The organism is Streptococcus mitis (assembly GCF_003942795.1).
Taxonomy (GTDB): domain Bacteria; phylum Bacillota; class Bacilli; order Lactobacillales; family Streptococcaceae; genus Streptococcus; species Streptococcus mitis_BJ.
The window spans coordinates 40,819-64,007 of sequence record NZ_RJNY01000011.1 but is presented as its reverse complement, the minus strand read 5'-3'; the positions used below and the strand labels follow the sequence as shown (position 1 = coordinate 64,007).

Annotated in this window: 21 protein-coding genes; 2 read left to right on the top strand and 19 right to left on the bottom strand. The window is 39.6% G+C overall.

Annotated features, from left to right (window positions below):
- The 14 genes from D8847_RS06340 to D8847_RS06275 form a co-directional block, all read right to left on the bottom strand.
- Window positions 1-717 (bottom strand): glycosyltransferase family 2 protein (locus D8847_RS06340; protein ID WP_125841012.1); only part of this gene is annotated, 717 nt, incomplete at its 3' end.
- 8 nt (window positions 718-725) lie between these two features.
- Window positions 726-1,718 carry a glycosyltransferase gene (locus tag D8847_RS06335; RefSeq protein WP_125841011.1) on the bottom strand — a complete coding sequence of 331 codons (993 nt, stop codon included), beginning with the start codon at window positions 1,716-1,718 and terminating at the stop codon, window positions 726-728.
- A complete protein-coding gene (locus D8847_RS06330; protein ID WP_125841010.1) occupies window positions 1,715-2,680 on the bottom strand; it encodes a DUF6625 family protein in 966 nt (321 codons plus the stop codon). The genes D8847_RS06335 and D8847_RS06330 overlap by 4 nt, the downstream gene beginning before the upstream one ends.
- On the bottom strand, window positions 2,677-3,318 hold the full coding sequence (locus D8847_RS06325; protein WP_125841009.1) for a DUF1919 domain-containing protein: 642 nt from the start codon (window positions 3,316-3,318) through the stop codon (window positions 2,677-2,679). Before D8847_RS06325 ends, D8847_RS06330 begins: the two co-directional genes overlap by 4 nt.
- Window positions 3,299-4,468 (bottom strand): glycosyltransferase family 4 protein, encoded by a 1,170-nt coding sequence (locus tag D8847_RS06320; protein ID WP_125841008.1) that lies wholly within the window; start codon window positions 4,466-4,468, stop codon window positions 3,299-3,301. Before D8847_RS06320 ends, D8847_RS06325 begins: the two co-directional genes overlap by 20 nt.
- A 3-nt stretch (window positions 4,469-4,471) precedes the next feature.
- Window positions 4,472-5,644 (bottom strand): beta 1-4 rhamnosyltransferase Cps2T, encoded by a 1,173-nt coding sequence (gene cps2T, locus D8847_RS06315; RefSeq protein ID WP_125841007.1) that lies wholly within the window; start codon window positions 5,642-5,644, stop codon window positions 4,472-4,474.
- A gap of 29 nt (window positions 5,645-5,673) precedes the next feature.
- On the bottom strand, window positions 5,674-7,041 hold the full coding sequence (locus D8847_RS06310; protein ID WP_125841006.1) for a sugar transferase: 1,368 nt from the start codon (window positions 7,039-7,041) through the stop codon (window positions 5,674-5,676).
- A gap of 22 nt (window positions 7,042-7,063) precedes the next feature.
- A complete protein-coding gene (locus D8847_RS06305) occupies window positions 7,064-7,747 on the bottom strand; it encodes a tyrosine-protein kinase (protein ID WP_125841005.1) in 684 nt (227 codons plus the stop codon).
- A gap of 9 nt (window positions 7,748-7,756) precedes the next feature.
- Window positions 7,757-8,449, bottom strand: coding sequence for a capsular polysaccharide biosynthesis protein CpsC (gene cpsC / locus D8847_RS06300; RefSeq protein ID WP_125841004.1), 693 nt, complete (start codon window positions 8,447-8,449; stop codon window positions 7,757-7,759).
- 8 nt (window positions 8,450-8,457) lie between these two features.
- The gene (gene cps4B, locus D8847_RS06295) at window positions 8,458-9,189 is read right to left on the bottom strand and encodes a capsular polysaccharide biosynthesis protein Cps4B (protein WP_125841003.1); all 732 of its coding nucleotides are present in this window, start codon (window positions 9,187-9,189) and stop codon (window positions 8,458-8,460) included.
- Between the two features lies 1 nt (window position 9,190).
- On the bottom strand, window positions 9,191-10,636 hold the full coding sequence (locus tag D8847_RS06290; RefSeq protein ID WP_125841002.1) for an LCP family protein: 1,446 nt from the start codon (window positions 10,634-10,636) through the stop codon (window positions 9,191-9,193).
- 190 nt (window positions 10,637-10,826) lie between these two features.
- Window positions 10,827-12,788: a peptide ABC transporter substrate-binding protein gene (locus tag D8847_RS06285; RefSeq protein WP_125841001.1), complete on the bottom strand. Its 1,962-nt coding sequence runs from the start codon at window positions 12,786-12,788 to the stop codon at window positions 10,827-10,829.
- A gap of 147 nt (window positions 12,789-12,935) precedes the next feature.
- Window positions 12,936-14,903: a peptide ABC transporter substrate-binding protein gene (locus D8847_RS06280; RefSeq protein WP_125841000.1), complete on the bottom strand. Its 1,968-nt coding sequence runs from the start codon at window positions 14,901-14,903 to the stop codon at window positions 12,936-12,938.
- A 168-nt stretch (window positions 14,904-15,071) separates the two neighbouring features.
- Entirely contained in the window at window positions 15,072-16,682 is a 1,611-nt protein-coding gene (locus tag D8847_RS06275) for a glycoside hydrolase family 13 protein (RefSeq protein WP_125840999.1), read from the bottom strand.
- A 152-nt stretch (window positions 16,683-16,834) separates the two neighbouring features.
- On the opposite strand from D8847_RS06275, the gene D8847_RS06270 reads away from it, so the two are divergent.
- Window positions 16,835-18,319, top strand: coding sequence for a DUF1846 domain-containing protein (locus D8847_RS06270; protein WP_125840998.1), 1,485 nt, complete (start codon window positions 16,835-16,837; stop codon window positions 18,317-18,319).
- A 132-nt stretch (window positions 18,320-18,451) separates the two neighbouring features.
- Here D8847_RS06270 and D8847_RS06265 read toward each other — a convergent pair whose 3' ends face one another.
- The 5 genes from D8847_RS06265 to D8847_RS06245 are packed head-to-tail and all read right to left on the bottom strand — an operon-like array spanning window position 18,452 to window position 22,380.
- On the bottom strand, window positions 18,452-19,483 hold the full coding sequence (locus tag D8847_RS06265) for a sensor histidine kinase (RefSeq protein WP_125840997.1): 1,032 nt from the start codon (window positions 19,481-19,483) through the stop codon (window positions 18,452-18,454).
- Window positions 19,450-20,148: a response regulator transcription factor gene (locus tag D8847_RS06260; protein ID WP_125840996.1), complete on the bottom strand. Its 699-nt coding sequence runs from the start codon at window positions 20,146-20,148 to the stop codon at window positions 19,450-19,452. The genes D8847_RS06265 and D8847_RS06260 overlap by 34 nt, the downstream gene beginning before the upstream one ends.
- Before the next feature lie 12 nt (window positions 20,149-20,160).
- The gene (locus D8847_RS06255) at window positions 20,161-20,883 is read right to left on the bottom strand and encodes a lantibiotic ABC transporter permease (RefSeq protein ID WP_125840995.1); all 723 of its coding nucleotides are present in this window, start codon (window positions 20,881-20,883) and stop codon (window positions 20,161-20,163) included.
- A complete protein-coding gene (locus tag D8847_RS06250) occupies window positions 20,883-21,671 on the bottom strand; it encodes an ABC transporter permease (RefSeq protein WP_125840994.1) in 789 nt (262 codons plus the stop codon). Before D8847_RS06250 ends, D8847_RS06255 begins: the two co-directional genes overlap by 1 nt.
- A gap of 1 nt (window position 21,672) precedes the next feature.
- Window positions 21,673-22,380 (bottom strand): ABC transporter ATP-binding protein, encoded by a 708-nt coding sequence (locus tag D8847_RS06245; RefSeq protein ID WP_125840993.1) that lies wholly within the window; start codon window positions 22,378-22,380, stop codon window positions 21,673-21,675.
- A 295-nt stretch (window positions 22,381-22,675) separates the two neighbouring features.
- On the opposite strand from D8847_RS06245, the gene D8847_RS06240 reads away from it, so the two are divergent.
- Window positions 22,676-23,158: an S-ribosylhomocysteine lyase gene (locus tag D8847_RS06240; protein WP_000032557.1), complete on the top strand. Its 483-nt coding sequence runs from the start codon at window positions 22,676-22,678 to the stop codon at window positions 23,156-23,158.
- Window positions 23,159-23,189: the final 31 nt, after the last annotated feature.

Sequence of the window (23,189 nt, the reverse complement as noted above, 5' to 3'; positions counted from 1 at the left end):
GTATTCAATCTGAGATAACTCCTCTAGCTGATATGCAACTCTATTTGGATTGTAACTCCCCATTGCAGAATTCATTCTACCCGATATATACACATAGTAACATTCTGTGGACAGTACTATATTTTCAACCAAATCGTATACTTTAAGATTGAATCGTACATCCTCGCCTAATTCATACTTTAAGAAATACAAATTATTCTCTATTAGAAAATCTCTTCGATATATTTTGTTCCAGACCGTATACATCATAGCAGTCAAAAATAGTTCTTTAAAAAGAACAATAAAAGCATCCTTATCAATAATGCCATTATAAGGTAAGACATTTGTGGTTCTTTTCAATTCCGTTAATTTTTTTTCTATCGAATGATGGTAGCTAAACACAAGTAAATCTACTTTAGAGTGAAGTTTATTTTCCATATCAGCAAATAGATTACCAACCAAATAATCATCTGCATCCACAAAGTAAACGAATTCACCTTTGGCCTTTGAAAGTCCAAAATTTCTTGCTGAACCTACTCCATCATTGGGAATATGATAGGCAGTGATTTGGGAATTTTTGTCGGCGTAATTATCACAAATCAGACCGCTTCCGTCACTTGAACCATTATCAATTAGTAATATTTCTAAGTCTTTATACTCTTGGATGACTATACTATCTATACATCTTTTCAGATACTTTTCTACGTTGTATACAGGTATGATTACTGAATATTTCATAATTTCCTCTAAATTATTTTTCGAATGTTCCCTTGTATTCTAAATGCAAATTTTAATAATCCCAAACGATGCAATAAATATTTTCCAAAATTCGGTTGATTCTTCATTTTAAATAGCGAGATTTTATTTTTCATCAATTCTTGCTTTATTTCTTCTAAAATATTAGCATGCTTTTTATACAATGTTGACTTATACAAACTCGACAAAATATGAGTTAATCCATCCACGTAATAAAGATGTAATATTTCTAAATCCTGATCATCAAGTCTTGAACGAACAAAATCTGAATAAAACTGTTCCTTATAAAAGCCAAACATATCACAAAATTTTTGCTCATTCCAAGATTGTGTTATCGAATCCGGGTTGTTTATTAAGTAATAGTAATATTTTTGATTCGTAGCATAAACTGCCTTGGAAGTAAGAAAAAGCTTATAGTTAATAGCCAAATCTTCATAATACTGTCCAAACGGGAATTCAATGCCGTTATTAGTAAATAATGACTTCCTATAAATTTTATCATTAGCAAAACCCGTAATGTAGGAGTGCTTGAGCATTTCAATATAGGCACCTTTACCCGATAGTTCTTGAATCTTTTTAGGTTCTGGACTAATTAGAGCATCCTCCCCTTTTACAAATTCACGATTAAAAGAAATGATGTCAAATCTTTGAGTTTCAATGATGTTCCCCAATTCCCTAAATGTATTTGGTTCAATCCAATCATCCGAATCGGGGCAATAAACGTACTCTCCTCTAGCATAAGCAATTCCAACATTGCGAGCATCCGATATACCACCATTTTCTTTATGAATAACAGAAACAAAATCATAATTTTCAGCATACTCATCACATATATGAGGTGAGCTATCCATACTTCCATCATCAACAAGTAAAATATCATAATTTTCCCATCCTTNGATAAGGATGCTTTCGATACAACGTTTTAAATATCTCTCTACATTATATACTGGTATAACAACTGTTAACAACACCTCTCGTCTCATCGTCTCATCCTTAATTTATGGCGAATAAAACCAAGCGTCCACTTTTCTCTTTTAAATTTCTTTAAAAATGTTTTTTCTATATGTTCCCAATAGAATTTATTTTGAGTCAATTTCTGAATTTCTTCAATTGATAACCGTTCTCCTAAAACCAAGCGATTTGGTACAACATAAAATTCTTTTGAATTTATAAATTCCGGACAATCAATCAATCGCTTCTGAAAGTGAACATATAATGGATGTTTCACCTTAACCTGATTATCTTTTAATTCAATGGACTCTAATCCCTCTTTTTCCGACCAGTAATAATAGCGTTGAGTTTTACCCTCACCATAGTTTCTAAATGAAAAATTTGCAATATCAAGATCATCAAAATAATTCTTTTGTAACTGTTTTAAACAAGTTTTTTCAAATAGTTTTTGAATTCCTCTCGCTTCATCAAAGATAAAAGTTTGTTCGCTAGTAAAAACATTGCGGTAGTTTAATCGATAGCCTAAATCAATTCCAGTCATGAAAACTGTATTGACCTCTTCAGTGTTCTTATAAATTTGAAGGTGTCCTAAAAGACCATATCTAGCATAATTTTTCGTAAAAAAGTCATTCTCTTCTAAAAAGTGATAAATATCACCTAATAAGACATCTGTATCACAGAACCCCCAGTAATCATAATTCTCTAGTTCTTCTTTGAAAATGAAGCCATACGCAACTTTATAATCACATAATTTATACGGAGTGTCTAGAGAAATTTTAAAGTCAAATTTCGATTGAATCTTTTTCTTTAACGTATCAAAGGAGATATTTACAAATGAGATATTCTGTGCATTTACTTTTGAAAATTGTTCAACCTTCTGATCGGTATAAATCAGAAAATCTATTCTTTTGTTACGTTTCGCAGTTAATAAAAAATAAGGAAAAAATTTTGGAAGGCGTCCAAAATAAGGAATAATAATCTTTATTTTTTTCATTTTGACAAATCCTCTCCACCCTTATTTAACCATGTCACCACATTGAAATAGCGGTGGTAGGTTTTCAAATCAATTCCAACATGTCCTTGCTCCTCAGCTAATTTAAAGTGGACCAATGAAGGTAAGTCACTATAATTCTTTGAAGAGAAAATAACCTTGCTTTTGTATGGAAGTTCTTCAAACTCTTCCATCAACTCATAAGTACAAGCATCATTATCATTAAACTTGAAATACAAATTATCCCAATGAATTCTTTTCAAACGACGATGCCATTTATGATTTGCTTCTTCTTCGTCTGCATAATGCAAAAAATGAAGTTCAATATCATCAAGAAGTGCAAGAGGATATGTATTATCAAAGTTTTTAATATATTTCGATTCCTTAACAAATTTTAAGGGGATATTTCCACTCAAATAGTATTTAATATTTTTAAGCATCTTGATGTAATCAGGAGAAAAAACAAACATCCCAATAAAGGGAGTCTGATAGGGTAAACCTAACTCTTGATAGACTTTCCCAGCCCAACAATTATCACAGATAATGGTGAACTGTTTGTTTTTTAATCTTCTCCTAGGAATAAAATTAATGATGGGATAGACAATTGGTTTTAATTTATTCTTAATTGTTTCTTTTATCATTTTTATAACTCTTATACAACTCCGAGAAGTTTTTGATATAACTCTCCAAAGAAAACAACTCTCTTTGTCTTTCTACTGATGCTTGGCCAAATTGGTTTCTTTTCTCTGGATCCTTCACCAATTCTTGAATGACTTTTGATAGTTCTGCAGGCTGATTTGGAGTGGCCAGTAAGCCATTTGTCCCTTCATCAACCATTTCACAGACACCACCATGACGGTAACCGACTACTGGTTTACCACATGCCATCGCCTCTAGTACCACTGTTGGTAGGGGATCAGGATTGGTACTTGGTAAAACAAAGATATCAAACATATTATAAAGCTCAGTCGTATGCTCATAATAGTCAATTCGTTTGATTTGTGAGGTTACACTTGATTTGGCAATCTTAGACTCTAATTCTTCGACTCGCCACTCTTCACCAGCAAAGGCACTCCCTGCCAGAAAAGCGATGGCATTGGGATTCTGCTCCAAAATCGGCGTCACTGCTTCTAGAAAATCTCCTTGTCCCTTCCAAGCGTTTACGCGACCAACCATACCAATGACAAGAGCCTCTTCTGCGATACCAAACTGTTCACGCACTGTGCTTGCTTGCATCGGATGATAGACCGCATTGTCCACTCCGTTATAGATAACCTGAACCTGACCTTCTTTGATAAAGGGAGAGTGTTTAACATGGCTGGCAACCGCTTGAGATACTGTTATGATTTTATCTGCATGACGCCCCATCAAGAAGTTGATAAAATCTGAAACGGCCTTAGGCTTGACAATAATCTCATGAACATGCCAGATCAAGGGAAATTTTACTTTTCTCTTGAGATAGATTCCTTCCAAAACGGCTGTCGTATTGTTATGAACAAGAACTATCCCATTCTCACGCACATATTGGGCGATTTTTTGAGAGTAGTGACGATAAGATTTCAGATATTCAAAAATCCCCTTAGGATTAAAGTATTTTCTACGTAAAATCGGATAATCCAACACGCTGACCTGAGCTCCAACCTGGCGCAAAGCTTCGACTAAAACACCGTCATTTGGCAGGAGGACGTGAGCTTCAAATTCTTTGGGATCCAATCCTTTGATCAATTCCAGTAAAACCTTGTCTGCTCCATACATTTCTGCACCAGCATGCAAGTATAAAATCCGTTTCATTCTCTATCCTTTAAACACTTCTTCATAATCTGACACAATCTTTTCCCATGTAAAAGCTGAGAGGATTCTTTGGCTTGACTTAAAATCCAAGTCAGTTATTGCTGCCTGATCAAATCCTTCAACTTCCTCAATGACGCGTGCCAACTCGTCTTTTTTCCAATAAATAGCCCCGTCTTCACCAACCTCACGGTTAAAGCCAACATCTAGCAACAAATTCAGTTTTGTAGATGCTAGAGCTTCCAGTAGAGAAGGGTTGGTCCCTCCAACCTCATGCCCATGGAAATAGGCAAAAGCATGCTCACGAATGTACTTGAGCAATTCTTGGTCATAGACAGTCCCAACAAATTTAACCCTAGGATCTTTGTCAAAACCAGTGTCCTGTAACAACTGATCGTAAAATTTATTTTGCTCCACATTTGTGATGAGGACAAAATCCTTCTTGGACTTGGACTTGATAAATTCACGAATCATGGCTTCATAGTTATTTTCAGGAACGAATCGTCCCACTACTAGATAATAGCCATTTTCACTGACTCCTTTTTCCTGATACCAATTTCGGACTTTGGTATCTTCTGCTTGCAGTCTTGAAGGACTTGTATCTGTCCCATAGGCAATATAGATCGTCTTCGGTTGATACTGTTTATAGTCCTCCTGGATATATTTTTCGATATTTTTACTGTCACAGACCAATAAATCTGCATGTTTGACCATTAGTTGCTCAGAGATTTTCCAGTACTTACGAACCGGTAGGCTCCACTTTGCCCGCAGCCATTCATGACCATCTGGATTTACCAACAAACGCCCTCCGATTGCACGAATTTTTTTCTTAAGCCCAGAAATAAAAGGACCAATGCGACAAGCTAGAATGTAAAAAATAGGAGCTTCGTCCTTATTTTTCTTAGCCAATTCAATAGCCTTGTTGACCGCCGCAATATCGTAAGCGATGGCACGAGCCGGTCCAATATTGGGTACATCGATGTTAAAACAAATGGCTCCATTGTGCTCAAACTGGTCATCCATGATGCCAGATTTAGCTGAATTTTCACGCATACAAGCAACATAGTATTGTATGTTGCTGTCTTTTTGATATTCGGTTAATTTTTCAACAAAGGTTTCAAATCCTCCATACTTAGCAGGAATCCCCTTTGAACCAATAATATAAACTGACTGTTTCATTTCTCTCCTAACAGACTGATGGGCACAAATCACTTCGCCCCTTCTCTCATAAATACCACTTTGACGGTCTTTAACAATATTTCAATATCTTTCCAGATGGTCCAATCATCAATATAAGCCACGTCCAGCTTGACAACATCATCAAAGTCCGTGATTTTACTACGACCACTCACCTGCCATAGACCAGTAATTCCTGGCTTAAAACTAAGACGACGCTTCTGTTCAGGAGTATATTTTTCATACTCACCAACTGTTGGGGGACGTGTTCCAACCAAACTCATATCTCCCATTAAAACATTCCAAAACTGAGGGAGTTCATCTAGACTGGTCTTACGGATAAATCTCCCTATCTTTGTTATACGAGGATCATCATCAACTTTAAACATACCACCTTGCATGGTATTTTGTGCAAGGAGCTCTTGTTTCTTTTTCTCAGCATCCACGCACATAGATCTAAATTTATAAAAAGTGAAATGTCGACCATTTTTTCCGATACGAGTTTGAGAAAAAATAGCGGGTCCGCCATCTTTTCGAATTACCGGAACCAAAACAATACTCACCAATCCACAAATAAGTAGTCCGATAATCGAACCTATGATATCAATGAAACGTTTAGCAATGACGTGGCTTGTCTTATAAAATTTTGTAGAAAACGTAATGACATTCAAACCTGCCATTCCGCGAATCTTTTTATCTCTACCTAGATAGTTATTGAAAGCATTCAGGTTGACTGTCACGTCAATTCCCATTGTTTCAAAAAGAGAGATGAACTCCCCGATGTCGTACTCTTCACTTGGTAAATTGATAAAAACTTCATCAACCACTTCATGGGTAGCAAAGTCTAAGATGTTATCTGCAGGTACAATGGTTACGGATGCATGCTGAAAATTAGGCTGATCTAAAACACTGACCGCCACCAATTCCCAAAAAATATCTCCCGACTCTATCAATCTATCCACAACTTTCTCAACTCTGGATGTCGCTGTTATCAAGAATATCTTTTTACTCCCCTTGAAATTTGGAAAGATACGTCTCCTATAGCGTTTAATGCACAGATTCAACAAATACAACAAAATAGAATGTATTGTCAAAAAATAAATCATGCCTCGTCTAGAGATACCAAAACGATCTTCTAAAAAGAAGTTTGAAATACTGATGGCTAAAGCAAAGAAAACGATATATTTTGTAGTGCTGATAAACTCAGCTAAATAACCCCTTTTAAAAAAATCACGCTCATAATCACTAATGTTAGAAACAACAAAATGCAGAATGAACAAGATGATAACAGAGGTGTTCACAATCTCTGTTTCTCTAACAAAACTAAGTAAATAAGCTAACATAACGACAAGAAAACTCTGGATTGCCGCCAAAGTAATCTTCAATCCTTTTTCTTCCACAATATCTTCCCCAAGCTATCTCTTATTTTTTACCGTAAGAGCCATAAGCTCCATATGATCCATATTTTTCAACCGAGGTATTCAATTTATTTAACACAATCCCTAAGAATGGTTTACTTGTTTGTTCCAATTGTTCTTTGGCTTTTTGGATATCACGTCGATTTGTTTCACCAGCTGCAGTCACCAAAATCGAAGCATCACATTTCTGAGTGATGATAGCCACATCGATCACAACCCCGATAGGAGCGGTGTCCACAATGATGTAATCGAAGTACTTGCGCAAAGTATCAAGCATAGTCTTAAAATTCTCACTTTGCAACAAAGCTGTTGGATTTGGGGAAACGGTACCAGCTTGAATGACAAACAAATTTTCAACATCCGTATCACATAATCCTTGTGATAAATCTGTTGTTCCAGATAAGAACTCTGTTAATCCTGTGATCTTTTCACGTGATTTAAAAACACCTGACATGACAGAATTACGAATATCGGCGTCAATTAAAAGTGTCTTATATCCAGCACGCGCAAAGGCCCAAGCAATATTGGTAGAAGTAGTTGACTTCCCTTCCCCCGGTTTTACTGATGTAATGGAAATAACTTTTAAGTCATTCCCACTCAATTGTATATTGGTACGAAGCGCATTGTAATATTCCTCTGCTTTTCTTGCCTGATTCAATTTTTTGTGTGCGATTTCTAACGTTGGCATTCTTCTCTCCTATTTCAATTTATCCAGATTTGGAACAACTCCTAATAATGCAATTTGCATAACATCCTCAACGTCTTCTGGTCGTTTAACCCGTGTGTCTAGGAGTTCGATAAGAATAACAGTAGCAATCATCACAACTGCTCCAGCAAGAAATCCAATCATGGTATTACGACGAATGTTTGGTGAAGATGGCGAGGTTGCTGGACGAGCCTCTTCGAGTGTCGTCACATCTGAAACCCGTGTAACACTAATAATCTTTTGAGCTGCAACCTCTCTCAATGAGTTGGCAATACGACTTGCTTCTTCAGGTGCACGATCTGTAACAGAGATAGATACAATACGTGTATCAACCGGAACTGTTACCTTAACTTTTTTAGTCAAATCCTTTGGAGAAAGATCCAGTTTCAAATCCGTTGCAACCTTCTCCAAAACGTCTTGCGAAAGAATAATTTCGCGATAGTCTTTAACCAAGTAAGATCCTGCTTGCAAATCTTGGTTTGTTGGCCCTGACTTATCTCCCTGATTACGATTAACTACATAGATACGTGTCGTACTGGTATATTCAGGTTTTACGATAAAGCTACTGTAGGCAAAGGCTACTACCCCAGTTACGATTGCTACCAGTGCAATTAGAAATTTCCGTTTCCAAAGAATTTTAAGCAATTGAAACACATCAATTTCCATCATATTTTGTTCTTTCATTGTTTCTCCTAAATCAATTGATCCATTATTATTTTTCGTGGGTTATCTTTGAAGAGTTCCTTCGCCTTATCTTCGCCATACTTTTTAGCAATGATATCATAGGCTTCTTCCATATGAGGTGGTCTACGATCCAAGTTATGCATATCGCTAGCAATGACATGAACTAGATCACGTTCCAAGAAATACTGAGCTCTCTTTTTCATGAATTTGTAGGTTTCTCCAAAGAGTTTTGGTTTCAAGACATGAGAACTATTGACCTGGGTATAGCACCCCATATCAATCAGTTCCCGAACTCGCTTTTCATTATTTTCTAGAGCATCATAACGCTCAATATGGGCAATAACTGGTGTGAACCCTAACATGAGAATATCGCTCAGTCCTTTATGTATATCTCGATAGGGTGTATTCATACTAAACTCAATCAAAGCATAGTGACTATCATTGAGGGTTGGAATCAATTTCTTTTCCAATTTTTCGACAACATCTGGCGTATAGTATATTTCTGCGCCATAAACGATGACAAGGTCATCTGCCACCTCCTTGGCCATTTCGCGAACTTTCAAAAAGTTAGTTGCTATTTTCTCTTCTGGCGTCTCAAACATCCCTTTCCGACGATGAGACGTGGAAACAATGGTCCTGACCCCTTGACTATAGGCTTCTCTTAAAAGGTTTTTACTCTCCTCTATCGACTTTGGACCATCATCCACATCAAAAACGATGTGTGAATGGATGTCTATCATGCTACTTCCCCTCCATCACATCTTTGATAGCTGCCTTGGCTGCAGCCAAGCTACTTTCATCAATTTCCATCATATAGAGGTTGCTATCTGGCATAGCGTAGGATGGAAGATCCGTTCTACCAGTTCCTTTTAAGTCTTGGGAATTAACCTTATACTGACCACCACTATCCAACTGTGTATTAATCAAGTCCATCATGGTTTCCAAAGGCATATTAGTCTGAAGAGAGTCTTGCAATCCTTGAATAATGTTGTCATAATTCTTTAAAGCCTCTGTCGAGGTTAGCTTCTGAATGATAGCAACAATGACTTTTTGCTGGTTCCGACCGCGGTCGCGGTCTCCATCCGCTAGAGAGTAGCGTTCGCGGACAAAACCAAGGGCTTTTTCAGAGTCTAGATGGACATTCCCAACAGGAAAATGGTACTGCCCATGCAAAGAAGTGAAATCTTGGTCATTATAAACCTCCACACCACCTAGAAGGTCAATCAATTTCAAGAAAGAGGTGAAATTCAAACGAACATAGTAGTTAATATCAACTCCATATAGGTTTTCCAAGGTATGAATTGATGAGTCCACTCCATAAATCCCCGCGTGAGTCAATTTGTCCTTTTGATTATTTCCTCCGTCCGCAATCGGAACATAAGAATCTCGAGGTGTTGTAGTGAGAAGGATTTTCTTGGTATCTCGGTTCACAGTCATTAAGATGTTGACGTCTGAACGAGAAACTGAACTGATAGGTCCGTAGGTATCAATACCACTGATATAAATATTAAAGGATTGATTCTTAGATACCTTTGGTGCCGCAACATCCTTGGTTAGTTTTTTCGTATAGATTTTCTTAATCTTCAAAGCATAATCTGGATACTCTGCTTCAATGATATTTTCAAAGACACTGTTCAAGACAATCGCTTTCGCATCACCTGAAATCAAGCTCTTATAGGCTGCTAGGTAAGATGCACTTTGTTCAACCGTCAAGTCTTTGCTCTGAGTCGTCTTAATATCCGCTATTAATTTTTGAATATTGTCATTATCCGTTTCAGTCGGACCTGTTACACTTTCCAACTGGGTAACGTTGTTGATTTCACTATCTTTTAGAACCACAACACTCATCGAATACTCTGAGTAGTTTGATGTCGCATTGATGTGATTAGTCAAGCCCACAAATTGGTGCAAAGCAAATAGCGAAACCGAACTAGTCAACACCGCAAGTACCAAAAAGAAGATCGTGAACTTTTCGGCTTTCTTATATACTATTAAAAGTAGAGCTGCGACAGCAGATAGTAAAACTAGAACAGTAGCTAAGATATTGAGATGCCTAAAAGCTAGGATGTTATGTCTAAAAATTAAGAACAACAAAGAGCCACTCAATAATAAATAAATGGCTAATAAAGCTATATTAATACTTCGTTTCACATTTCCTGAACGATTTCTCTTTGAACGTCTACTCATGGTAATCCCCTATACACGTTAATAATTATGATTATTATATCACAATCATGAAAGAAATTCCATTCATTCCTGCTATTATCAGCGTTTTCATTCATTTTTTCTTAGCTATATTTTGAATTTATGACTTCCATTAACGGAATCCTTGATAAAACAAAAACAAGGCCCTTATTATGAGGCCCCATTTCTGTTTTTATTTGATATGATTTTCAAACTCTTTTTGGCTCTTTTCAATAGCCTTTTTACTTTCTGCTTCCCACTTGGCCTTGGCTTCGTCAAATTGTTTCTTGGTAACAGGGTCCTTTTGCAATCTCATGTACTTATAATTATTTCCGTCACCCTTGATACCCACTAGGGAGTAGGCACGTGTAAACGGAGTTACTTTGGTTACAGAGGCTGTACCGCCATTTGACATAGCAGACATGATTAGAGAATTGTCAATCATCCAAGCTTGGGCTTCAGCGTATTTTTCATAACGCTTAGCGACATCTTTGTTCTCGGCATCTGCTTTTTTCAGGAGTTGTGTATAGGTATCGAGCCCCAAACTCTTGATGAGCTCTTGGTCTTCCTTGGCATCAAGGCCAAAAATCTTGAGATAGAAGCCGGTTTCAGCATTGAAGGGGTCTAGATAAGTTGATGGATCCTGGTAATCACCAACCCAACCATCAAAGTTTAGGTCGTAGTCACGAGCTGCTGGATTTGGTGCTAGGAAGGCAACATTTCCAAAGTCATCTGTAGAAAGTTGTTGAACGTCAATGACGATATTGTCAGAACCTAGTACTGTTTCAAGGGTTTGTTTAACCGAGTTCATACCGGAAACCGCATTTTTATTCGTCTGATCAACAGGGACATCCAAATGGATTGGGAAAGTTACGCCTTGGGCTTCTAATTCCTTTTTAGCTTCTGCAAATTTTGCTTGGGACTTTTCCTTGTTAAAGTATGCATCTTGAGCGTCTGCCAAATTGATACCTGACCACTCAGTTCCATAGTTTACAAGTTTAGAAGCTGTCACTTCTCCAAAGGTCTTATCTCCCACCTGAACAAATGTTGGGGGAACCAGAGTATTACGAAGGGTTTTGCTCGCTGCTTCTTCACCGTTAGATTGAGCAGAGTAGGCTGTTCGATCAATACCAAAGTTGATAGCCTGACGGAAATTTTTATTTAAGATAGCTGTTTGAGCTGATTTCTTTTGTTCGTCCGTTGTTTTAGCGGTATGATTATAGGTTTTTCGGTTGACGTTAAAGTTAAAGTACCAAGATGTCTTGTCTTGCAAGCTATAAACGATATTGTCTTGGTATTTTTCTTTTGTCTTGGCATAGTTCGAACTATTTGGATAGACTCCCGCAATCGAGTAGGCGCCATTTTCAAAGTTTCGAATGGTCATCTCCTGATCGGACCCATCAAAGTAGGCTAACTTAACTTTTTCAATGGTTACTTTGTCATGGTCATAATAGTGTGGATTCTTCACATATTCGATCGAAGATTTTGATGTGAAATCCTTTAACAAATACGGACCATTATAAAGGATGCTATCTGGTGTCAAGGTACCAAAGTCTTTATCCTTTGATTTCAAGAACTCTTCGTTGACTGGGAAAAGGATACTATTGGTTGTCTTTGAATTCCAGTACGGTTCTGGTCGAGTCAAAGTGTACTCGACCGTGTAATCATCCAAGGCTTTGACACCAACAGTTGAAAAGTCATTGGTCACACCCGTCACATAGTCTTCTAATCCCTTGATTGAATTTTGGATCAGATCCATGGCTTGTCCCTTGTTGTCTGCAGCATATTTGATCCCAGTAACAAAATCCTGAGCCTTGACTGAAGCATATTCCTCACCATCAGCTGTATACCACTTGGCATCTTTTCTGAGCTTGTAGGTATAGGTCAAACCATCTGATGAAACGGACCAATCCTCCGCAAGAGCAGGTACGAGGTTCCCATAACTGTCGTTTTCTAGCAGACCATCTACGAGATTGGTAATAACGGCAGTGTTATCTGCATAATAATCTAGAAGATAGTTGAAAGTTGTTGGATTCGCACTAAATGTTGATGAATAAGTGCTAGTATTTGTGTTGAACTGTCCACATGCCGAAAGCAAAATCCCTGTCGCTAAGACAAGACCTGTCCCGATTAGTCTTTTTTTCATTTTGATCATCATTCACTCCTTTATGTCACTTTTTATAACATAGCCGTATTTTATCAAATTTATTCAAAAATGTAAAGTTACTGCTTTTATGACAACTGGTGTCTCAAAACAAAAAAGGAAGCACAGTTTCCTGCAGCTTCCTTTTCTGTTTATAGATTACTTAACGTGTTTTTCAAGTTCTTTTTGGTATTTGGCATTTGTTTCGATTTTTTCTTGTTGCCATTTCTTGAAGGCTTCTTCGTATTCTTTTGCAGTCACAACGTCCTTTTGTAACTCCAAACCTTTGAACACAAATGGATCTCCCTTGATTCCGACTTGAGAGTAAGCTTTTGTGAATGGTACAGTACGGCTAACCGTTGGAGAACCACCTGAAGAAGCAACTGGGATTAAGAGTGAGCTGTCTGACACCCAAGCTTGAGCTTTAGCGTATTTTTCATAACGCTTATTAAGGTCGCTGGTTTCAGCTGCAGCATCATCCAAGAGTTTCTTGTATTCGTCCAGTCCAACTTGAGCCATCACTTCTGGATCTTTTCCGCGAGTAATTCCCAAGTGTTTAAGGGCAGAACCCTTCTTAGCATCAAGAATGTTGAGGTAGGTAGCTGGGTCTTGATAGTCTGGTCCCCAACCAGTTCCGTTCAAATCATAGTCTTTTTGAGATGGCACCTTGGCTTGAGACGTAATGCTCATCTTTTCATTATCGGTCATTTGAAGGACATCGACAATGACATTCTCTGTACCAAGCGATGATTCGATAGACTGCTTGAGTGAGTTGGTTTGTTGAACCGCGATTACATCTGTTTGTTCAACTGGGATATCCAAATGGATTGGGAAAGTAACACCCTTGGCTTGCAATTCTGTCTTAGCTTTAGCAAAGGCTGCCTTAGCCTTTTCAGGACTGTAAATCGTATCCTTGCCATCTGTAAGGGCTACATCTTTCCACTGGTCTCCATATGAAACAAGCTCTGTCTGAGCCAACTCTCCAAAGGTTTTTTCACCAACTTGAACGTAGTCATGAGGCACTAGGCTGTTACGGATAATCTTGTCCGCACCTTCTTCACCATTCAACTGAGCAGTGTATGAGTGACGGTCAAGGGCAAAGTTTAGCGCCTGACGAAAGTTCTTGTTGAGAAGAGCTTCTTTTGTTGATGTTTTTTGAGCTTCGTCTGTTTTAGCTGTTTTATTGTAAGACTGGCGATTTACGTTAACAGTGAGGTAGTAGCTTGTTGCTTCTTGTGGACTGTAGACAATCTTATCGCCGTATTCTTTTTTAGTTGACTCAAAATTTGAACTTGTTGGGAAGAGACGAGCTGTTGTATAAGCACCCTGCGTAAAACTACGAATCAAAGATTCTTGGTCTGATCCATCGTAGAAAGTTAGTTTAATGTTGTCAATCTTAACATTGTCCTTATCCCAGTAGTTCGGATTCTTTTCATATTCGATGGCTGATTTTGAAGTCAATGATTTCAAGAAATAAGGACCGTTATAAAGGATGCTTGATGGAGTTGGTGCACCGTAGTCGCCCCCTTTAGAATTCAAAAACTCTTCATTTACTGGAAGCATGGTCGCAGTTGTGACTTTAGAGTTCCAGAAACTTTCTGGCTTGTTGAGCGTATATTCTACCGTGTAATCGTCAACAGCCTTGACTCCTACAGTAGAAAAGTCATTGCTTTCTCCACTGATGTAGGCAGCTAATCCTTTGATAGAATCTTGAATCAAAGTAAGACCATCTGATTTTCCATCAGCTGCGTGTTTTAGACCAGTAACAAAATCCTGAGCCTTGACTTCAGCATACTCTTCTCCCTCAGAAGTATACCATTTTACACCCTTACGAAGTTTGTAGGTATAGGTCAAACCATCTTTAGAAACGGACCAGTCTTCTGCAAGCGACGGAATCAAGTTCCCGTATTTATCATTTTCCAAAAGGCCATCGACAACGTTCGCTATAACATCAGAAGTTGAACTCTTGCTCGTCACACTGTAGTCCAAAGATGATGGATCCATAGCATAGACATAAGAGAATGTCTTGGGTGCATCAGCCTTCTTTTCACTTTGCCCACAAGCAGTTAAAAGAAGGGCTGTGCTCAGGACGGCACCTGCTCCTAAGAGCCACTTTTTCGATCTCATAAGTAATCTCCTTTAAGATAGTATTTTCACCATTATACCCTATTTTTTCATAAAAGCAAGGGCTTTCGACAGATTTTTTAGAAAATTCTAACAAATATTTTTAAAGACTTTTCTACATAATTTTTACTAAAAAGGCCCCAAGCTACAAAAGCTTGAGGTTCCCTTATTTTAATCCGTTAGTTCCACACAGAAAGCATCCCATGGTGCCAAGATTTGTTTTTCAACTGTTTCTTTAGCAGTAGTGTTTTCAATCAAGATTGACTTGACTCTTCCTTCTACTGAAAAGGTTTGTTTTTCATTGGACAAGTTAGCCACTACTAGGAAGTGGCGGTCACCGTCCTTACGGATATAGGCAAAGACCTTATCAGCTGTATCAAGCAATTCAAAATCAGCTCGAATCAGCCAACTATTCTCCTTACGGATTTGAACGAGTTTTTGATAGGTATAGAAAATCGAATCTGGATTTGCCAGTGCTTCTTGAACGTTGATTGCTTCGTAGTTTGAATTAACCGCCAACCAAGGTTGACTTGTTGAGAAGCCAGCGTTTTTGCTCTCATCCCATTGCATTGGAGTACGGGCATTATCACGACCGATGACACGGATGCTGTCCATGATTTCTTCAATCGGAACGCCTTTTTCAAGAGCTTCACGCGCATAGTTGAGGGATTCAATATCTTCTACTTGGTCCAGTGTTTCAAACGGATAGTTGGTCATCCCAATCTCCTCACCCTGGTAGATATAAGGCGTCCCTCTCATGAGATGAAGCAAGATTGCAAAGGCTTTGGCGGATTTTTCACGGTATTCTTGGTCATTTCCCCAGATAGAGACGATGCGAGGAAGGTCATGGTTGTTCCAGAAGAGAGAATTCCAGCCGTCTTCAACTCCTAACTCAGTCTGCCATTTGTTGAAAATTTCTTTTAATTTCCCTACATTTAATTCTTTTTGGTAATGCCACTTAGGTTGCCCTTCCTGATATTGAAGACAGATGTGTTCAAACTGGAAGACCATAGACAATTCTTGTCCCTTTGGATCCGAGTAGAGCTTAGCAATCTCTGGCGTTGCTCCCCAGGTCTCTCCTACTGTCAAGAGATTCTTATCTCCAAAGGTCGCCTGATTCATTTCCTTGAGATAGGGATGGAGCATAGGACCATTATTCACTACCTTCTCATCAGGAATTTTCCCAATCATGTCAATGACATCCATACGGAAACCACCAATGCCTTTATCAATCCAGAAGTTCATCATCTCATAAATTTTCTGGCGCAGTTTTTCGTTCTCCCAGTTGAGATCAGGCTGTTTCTTGCTGAAAAAGTGGAGATAGTATTGACCCGACTTTTCATCGTATTCCCAGGCAGATCCACTAAAGATAGACTCCAAATCATTGGGCTCATCCCGCCAGATATAGTAGTCTCGCTCGGGGCTATCAGGATTTTCACAGGCCTCGACAAACCAGGCGTGCTCATCCGAGGTATGATTGACCACCAAGTCCATGATAATTCGAATATCACGCTTCTTAGCTTCTGCGATGAGTTCATCCATATCCTCCATGGTTCCGAAAATAGCTGCAATCGCTTGATAATCAGCAATATCATAACCATTATCATCCATAGGACTATCATAAACAGGAGAAAGCCAAATCGCTGTGATTCCTAACTTAGCTAGATAGTCCAACTTACTAGTAATTCCTGGCAAATCACCAATGCCATCTCCGTTGCTGTCCATAAAACTCTTTGGATAGACTTGGTAGATTACGGCATTATGCCACCATTTTTCTTGCATCTTCTTACCTCATTATTTTAATAATCTATAGTCTATGATAGCGCTTTTTTAAACTTAGTGCAAGCGTTTGCTCAATCTTTTTGATTTCTTTTTTGACTCCGCAGTTTCCTAACTTCCAATTTTTTATTATAATAGAGGTCAGAGGTAAAAAAATGAAAAAACAAGCTTTTAGTTCTGAACAATATTTGAATCTACAGCGCGACCACATTTTGGAGCGCATCAACCAATTTGACGGCAAGCTCTATTTGGAGTTTGGTGGCAAAATGTTGGAAGATTTCCACGCTGCTCGTGTCCTTCCTGGTTATGAGCCTGACAATAAAATCAAGCTCTTGCAAGAATTGAAAGAGCAGGTTGAAGTTGTGATCGCCATTAACGCAAGCAACATCGAGCATTCTAAAGCGCGTGGCGACCTAGGCATTTCTTATGACCAAGAAGTTCTTCGTTTGATTGACAAATTCAATGAGCTGGGAATTTTTGTTGGTTCGGTTGTCATCACACAGTACGCTGGCCAACCGGCTGCAGATGCCTTCCGCAACCAGTTAGATAAAAACGGAATTGATTCTTATCTTCATTACCCAATCAAAGGATATCCGACTGATATGGACCACATCATTTCTCCAGAAGGTATGGGGAAAAACGACTACATCAAAACCAGTCGCAACTTGATTGTCGTAACCGCTCCTGGACCTGGTTCTGGAAAATTGGCAACCTGTATGTCCAATATGTACCACGACCAAATCAACGGTATCAAGTCTGGCTATGCTAAATTTGAAACCTTCCCAGTCTGGAATCTGCCCCTTCATCACCCTGTCAACTTGGCCTACGAGGCTGCTACAGCAGACTTAGACGATGTCAATATGATTGACCCCTTCCATCTCCAAACCTACGGAGAAACAACGGTCAATTACAACCGTGATATCGAAATTTTCCCAGTGCTTAAACGTATGTTGGAACGCATTCTCGGTGAATCTCNATACGCTTCACCAACAGACATGGGTGTCAACATGGTTGGTTTTGCTATTACTGATGATGAAGCTGCTGTCGAAGCTTCTAAACAAGAAATCATCCGTCGCTACTATCAAACAGTTCTTGATTTTAAAGCTGAAAAAGTCGGAGAAACTGCTGTCAAGAAGATTGAACTTCTCATGAACGACCTCGGTATCACACCTGCAGACCGCAAGGTTGCTGTCGCAGCACGCCAAAAGGCAGAAGAAACCGGTGGGCCTGCCCTTGCTCTCGAATTGCCATCTGGTGACATTGTCACTGGTAAAAACTCAGAGCTCTTTGGTCCTACAGCTGCTGCTTTGATCAATGCCATCAAAAAATCAGCTGACATCGCTAAGGAAGTGAAACTAATCGAGCCTGAAGTCGTCAAACCAATTCAAGGCCTTAAAATCAATCATCTAGGTAGCCGCAATCCGCGCCTACATTCAAATGAAATTCTCATTGCCCTTGCTATTACAGCCATGGAAAATCCTGATGCTGCACGCGCAATGAAGGAACTTGGTAATCTCAAAGGAAGCGAAGCCCACTCAACCATCATCTTGACCGACGAAGACAAGAATGTCCTACGCAAACTAGGCATCAACGTAACCTTTGACCCATACTACCAATACGATCGCTTGTATCGGAAGTAATTAAACGAGGCTGGATAAAACTCAATTTGAGTAAAAATCCAGTAAATCTTTACACGATAAAAGATAAAACGCATAATATCAAGTCTTTTGGACACTTGGTATTATGCGTTTTATGATTTTTTCCAACCTCACTTATTTCAATGAAATTGTCAACTCGACACAGGCTCCTCTGTGGTCTGGATTGAGCAGGGTCAGACGACCACCGTGCAAGAGAGCTACCTGCTTAGAAAAGGCTAAGCCGATACCATGATGGGGATTAGCTGAATTGCGGCTTTGGTCACTCTGGTAAAAGAGTTGGTCTGCTCCCAGCAGCATCTCCTCTGAAAATGCAGGGCCATTGTTCCAGATAGCAAAAACCAACTGGTCCTGTTGTAATGATACCGTTAGCTTGACTTCCTTCTGATCCTGGTCTGCATGTTCAAGCGCATTTAGTAAGATATTGAGTAAAGCCCGCTTGAGATAGTCTAAATGAATGGACAAAATCAGACTAAGATCACAATCTTCTTGGAGAGAAAAACGATAGCTTTCCTGTTTGCTGAACAGTGCCCAGTCGTCCTGTAGATCAGCCAAAAAGTCCCCTAAGGAAAGCTGACTGAACTGATTAGCATCAATCTGAAAAGTCTTAGCATAATCAATCAAAGAGCCACAATACTCTTCCATCTTGTGACTGGCCTGCAAAATCTCAGCAGCATAGTCTGCCTGTGGCTGGTCCAACTGCGCCAATTCCAAGAGCTCAGCATTCCCCTTAATCACAGTTAAGGGCGTTTTCAAATCGTGCGATGTCGCTGATAGCTGTAGAATCAATTCCTGATTATGCTGCTGCTCTTTTTCTAGAAGACGAGCATTTTCTTGATGGCTGCTTCGTAAATCGCTATAAACTTCTAGCATTTCCTCGATCCGAAAAAGCTGGCTTTGATTTTCTTCTAAAAGCTTCTCGCTCTTTAGCATTTTTATTTCCCTGTCGATTTTTCGGAGCAATTTCAAAATATGATAAAAAGTAATCAGCAGCAAGCTCCCTGCCCAAAAGAACAAGGTGAAAAGGGCATAATCGCTGCCTTGTGTAAATTCATAGCCGATAAGCACAAAAATCAAAACATGAAAAAAGACGATTTTCAAACTGGTTGTCCAGACTAGGCTTTTGAAATTTCGTGTTCTAATTGCCATCTATAGCCTACTCCTCTCACTGTTGCGATTGCTTGCAGCCCTTCTTGTTTGCATTTTTGACGAATCTGATATACGTATTCTGAGATGGAGCGAAGCTGTGTTTCTGAGCTTTCTGGGTAAAGCAAGGTATGCAGGCGTTCAGCTGAAAAGGTCTGCTTGGGATTGCTAGCAAGTAAATGCAGTAACTTAAACTCTCGCTCTGAAAATTTCAAGACTTTACCAAAACAGGCAACTTCATAGCGCTCAGGATAAAATTGACAAGAAGCAATTTCAGAATAGCGCTCCTCACGTCTTTCCTCCCGCCGAAGATGAGCTCTGACACGCGCCAGCAATTCTTTGGTTCCAAAAGGCTTGACAATATAGTCATCTGCTCCGCGAAAGAGTCCTTCCACCTTGTCCGCCTCCAACTCCTTAGCCGTCAGAAAGATGATTGGACACGAAAGATGAGGACGAATGTAGGAACACAGCTCAAAACCATTAACAGGCTCCATCATCACATCTAGCAGAATCAAATCATATCCTACAAAATCCGTCAGCTCTATCTCTTCTATCCGATCAAGCGTCGTCACGTCATAAGCATCGAGCTCTAGGACGTTTTTCACCAGCTTTAAAATGCTCCAGTCGTCATCAACCACCAAAATACGATACTGTCTCATGATTTCCATTATAGCATACCTCTAGCGAACATCTCGTTTCAAGGTTAAGAATATAGCAGAGCTCCAAACCAAAGCTAACCATAACAACTGTATTCCCAGACCTGACAGATCTATTGAATGCTGAAGCCCTTCATACTCAAAAAGATTTAGCGTAGCTAGATCGGGCAGGTATTTTGCTTCCTTGATGAAAGTCGCCAATAAACGGCTAAGACCAATCAAGAGAGGAAAGAGCACCGACACCGGCACAACCCAAGATTGAAATAGCAAAGCGAGGCCGGCAGTTAAAAAAGCCAGAAAAATATTGCTGAGAAGACCAAAAGAGCTGTAATAAAGAAATTTCCCTAGTAAGGACCAGCTAAAGCTTAGGTCAAAACGAGCCAGCATAACAAGGAAACAACTGCCTATCATGACACTGTAGAGAACCAAGAGCAGCAAGTCCAGAAAAAGGAATTTCCCAGCCAACCAAGCCTTTCTATTTGATACGGTTAGAAAATTCGTTCGCATCCCAGACTTGACAAACTCTTGGGCAAAATAGAGAGAAGTGAAGATGACGATGACAGGCTGCGCCAGATAGAGGGCATGCAAAACCTCGCTCAGAGCCTTCGTCTGACCAACTGCTGTCTGACTGTAGTCAAGATTCATCAGGAAAAAAGGAACGACTACCAGAACCACCAAGGCTGCACCAAGAGCGAGATAGTAAGAACGGAACTTAATCCATTCACTTTTAAGCAGAGCTTTTATCATCAGTATCGCCCTCCTAAATCCGTCTTCAAAAAGCGCAGAGAAGCCATGCCGCCGATGACTAGCAGCCATGCGCCAAGTATCAACAGCCCTTGCAAGGGATTGTTAGCATATTGGGAAGTTGGCGTTGCAGCAAACAACTCTCCTGCTGGCTGTGGCAAATAACCCCCCCAACTCGTGTGAGCTGCCAGGTAGTTTCCCAGATTATAGATTTGGGGTACGAGAAAAAGCAGAGGAACTAGCATGGTCCGAGCCAATAAACCTAACAAAAATGAAAGGATTCCTAATAAGGTTAGGGATAAGGTTTTCCACAAAATCAAACTCCAAGCTGCCTGATTGAGCAAAATCGGATCAAGCCCTTCCTTTCCTAAAGCGAAATGCATGACCATATAACTAAAGTAAATTGATAAAAAGCTAATGGCAAGAGAAAAGCAAGTAAAGGTCATGAGTTTCCCCACAAGCAGCTTCAGGCGGTTATTACAGGATAAAAGACTGGTTCTCAAGCTATGAGACTGAAATTCCATAGCTCCCAAAATTCCAGCTAAGATGACCAAAACCATGACTGCCATAGAGGCCCCGTTGAGACCTAGATATTCCAGCGGATCAATGGCGTTTATCAGATTAGGAACCGTCTCAGGTGTAGCATCCAAGCCGATAGACAGATACTGTCGGCCCTCCAACCAGGATACGACAGGCACCAATAGTAGCATGAAGGCCACACTCACTTTGAAAGCCTTGGTTGAGCGAATTTTCAACCATTCTGAATGCAATAAGGACATCGTTTCTTTCATCTTAAACCTCCTCTGTCAAATCAAAGAAGAGATCTTCTAAACTGTCTGAATCTTGCAGCACCTCTTCCAATCGTCCTTGCTCAATAATTCGCCCATGATGAATCAAGACCACATCATCTGTCACCATTTGCACCTCTGATAGGATATGGGAAGATAGAAGTACCGTTTTCCCTAAATCAGCCTGCTGACGGATGAACTTTCTAAACCACTTAATCCCACTTGGATCCAGCCCATTAGTCGGCTCATCTAATATAAGAAACTGAGGATCACCCAGCAAAGCTGCTGCCAAACCCAAGCGTTGACCTTCCCCCAGAGACAGGCTTGACAAGAGGTCCTTCCTCTTATGAGCGATTCCAGTCATCTTCAAAACCTCATCGATCCGAGACTTGGAAATAGCATTACTCGCCGCAATAATCCTCAAGTGGTCATAGACCTTTCGATTTGGCAGACCGCCAATGCCATCAAAGGCTGCACCTACCGTTCTGAGCGGATAGGTCATTGATTGATAGGTTTGCCCATCAAAAGTTGCAGTCCCTGCTGTCGCCCAATCTAACCCCAAGAGAATCCTCAAGGTCGAACTTTTCCCTGCACCATTTGGGCCTAGAAAAGCTGTAATCCGACCGCTTCTAGCTGTAAAAGAAATATCTTCTAAAATCTGCTTGCTGCCATGCTTTTTGCAGACGCCTTCTATTTTCACCATATGTTCCATACTGAACTCCTTTATCTTTATTTTCTCCAGTATACCCAATCTAGTTCAGAATTAGTTCAGAGATTAAACAGAAATTTCAGAAAAAGTTGATCCACTTTTCAAAAGTCACCTTAGTTCCACTAGAAAAACTAAACTTTTCTTTCACAAGGTATTCTTCTCTCCATTCTTTCTTTATAATTCTGAGGTTTATGTATAGAGACTTTATTATCATTCTAGTACCAAAAAGTCATTTATCAAACTCCATCAACAGCACCCTTTATGTTATAATGAAAGAAGAAAACTGAAAGGAACTACCATGTCAAAAGAAGTTATTGTTGAAAGTTTTGAACTTGACCACACCATTGTTAAAGCCCCCTATGTTCGCTTGATTGGGGAAGAAACCGGACCAAAGGGAGATGTCATCTCCAACTTTGATATTCGCTTGGTACAGCCAAATGAGGACTCTATCCCTACTGCTGGGCTTCACACTATCGAACACCTCTTGGCAAAACTCATCCGTACCCGCATTGACGGCATGATTGACTGTTCGCCATTTGGCTGCCGTACAGGTTTTCACATGATTATGTGGGGACGTCATACCAGTGCTGAAATTGCTGCTGTTATCAAGGATTCACTCAAGGAAATCGCTGAAACCACTACTTGGGAAGATGTTCCTGGAACAACCATCGAATCTTGCGGAAACTACAAGGACCACAGCCTCTTTTCTGCTAAAGAATGGGCGAAACTCATCCTAGAACAAGGAATTTCAGATGATGCCTTTGAGCGCCATGTCATCTAAACACAAAAAGGAACCAGCTTTTTAGCTAGTT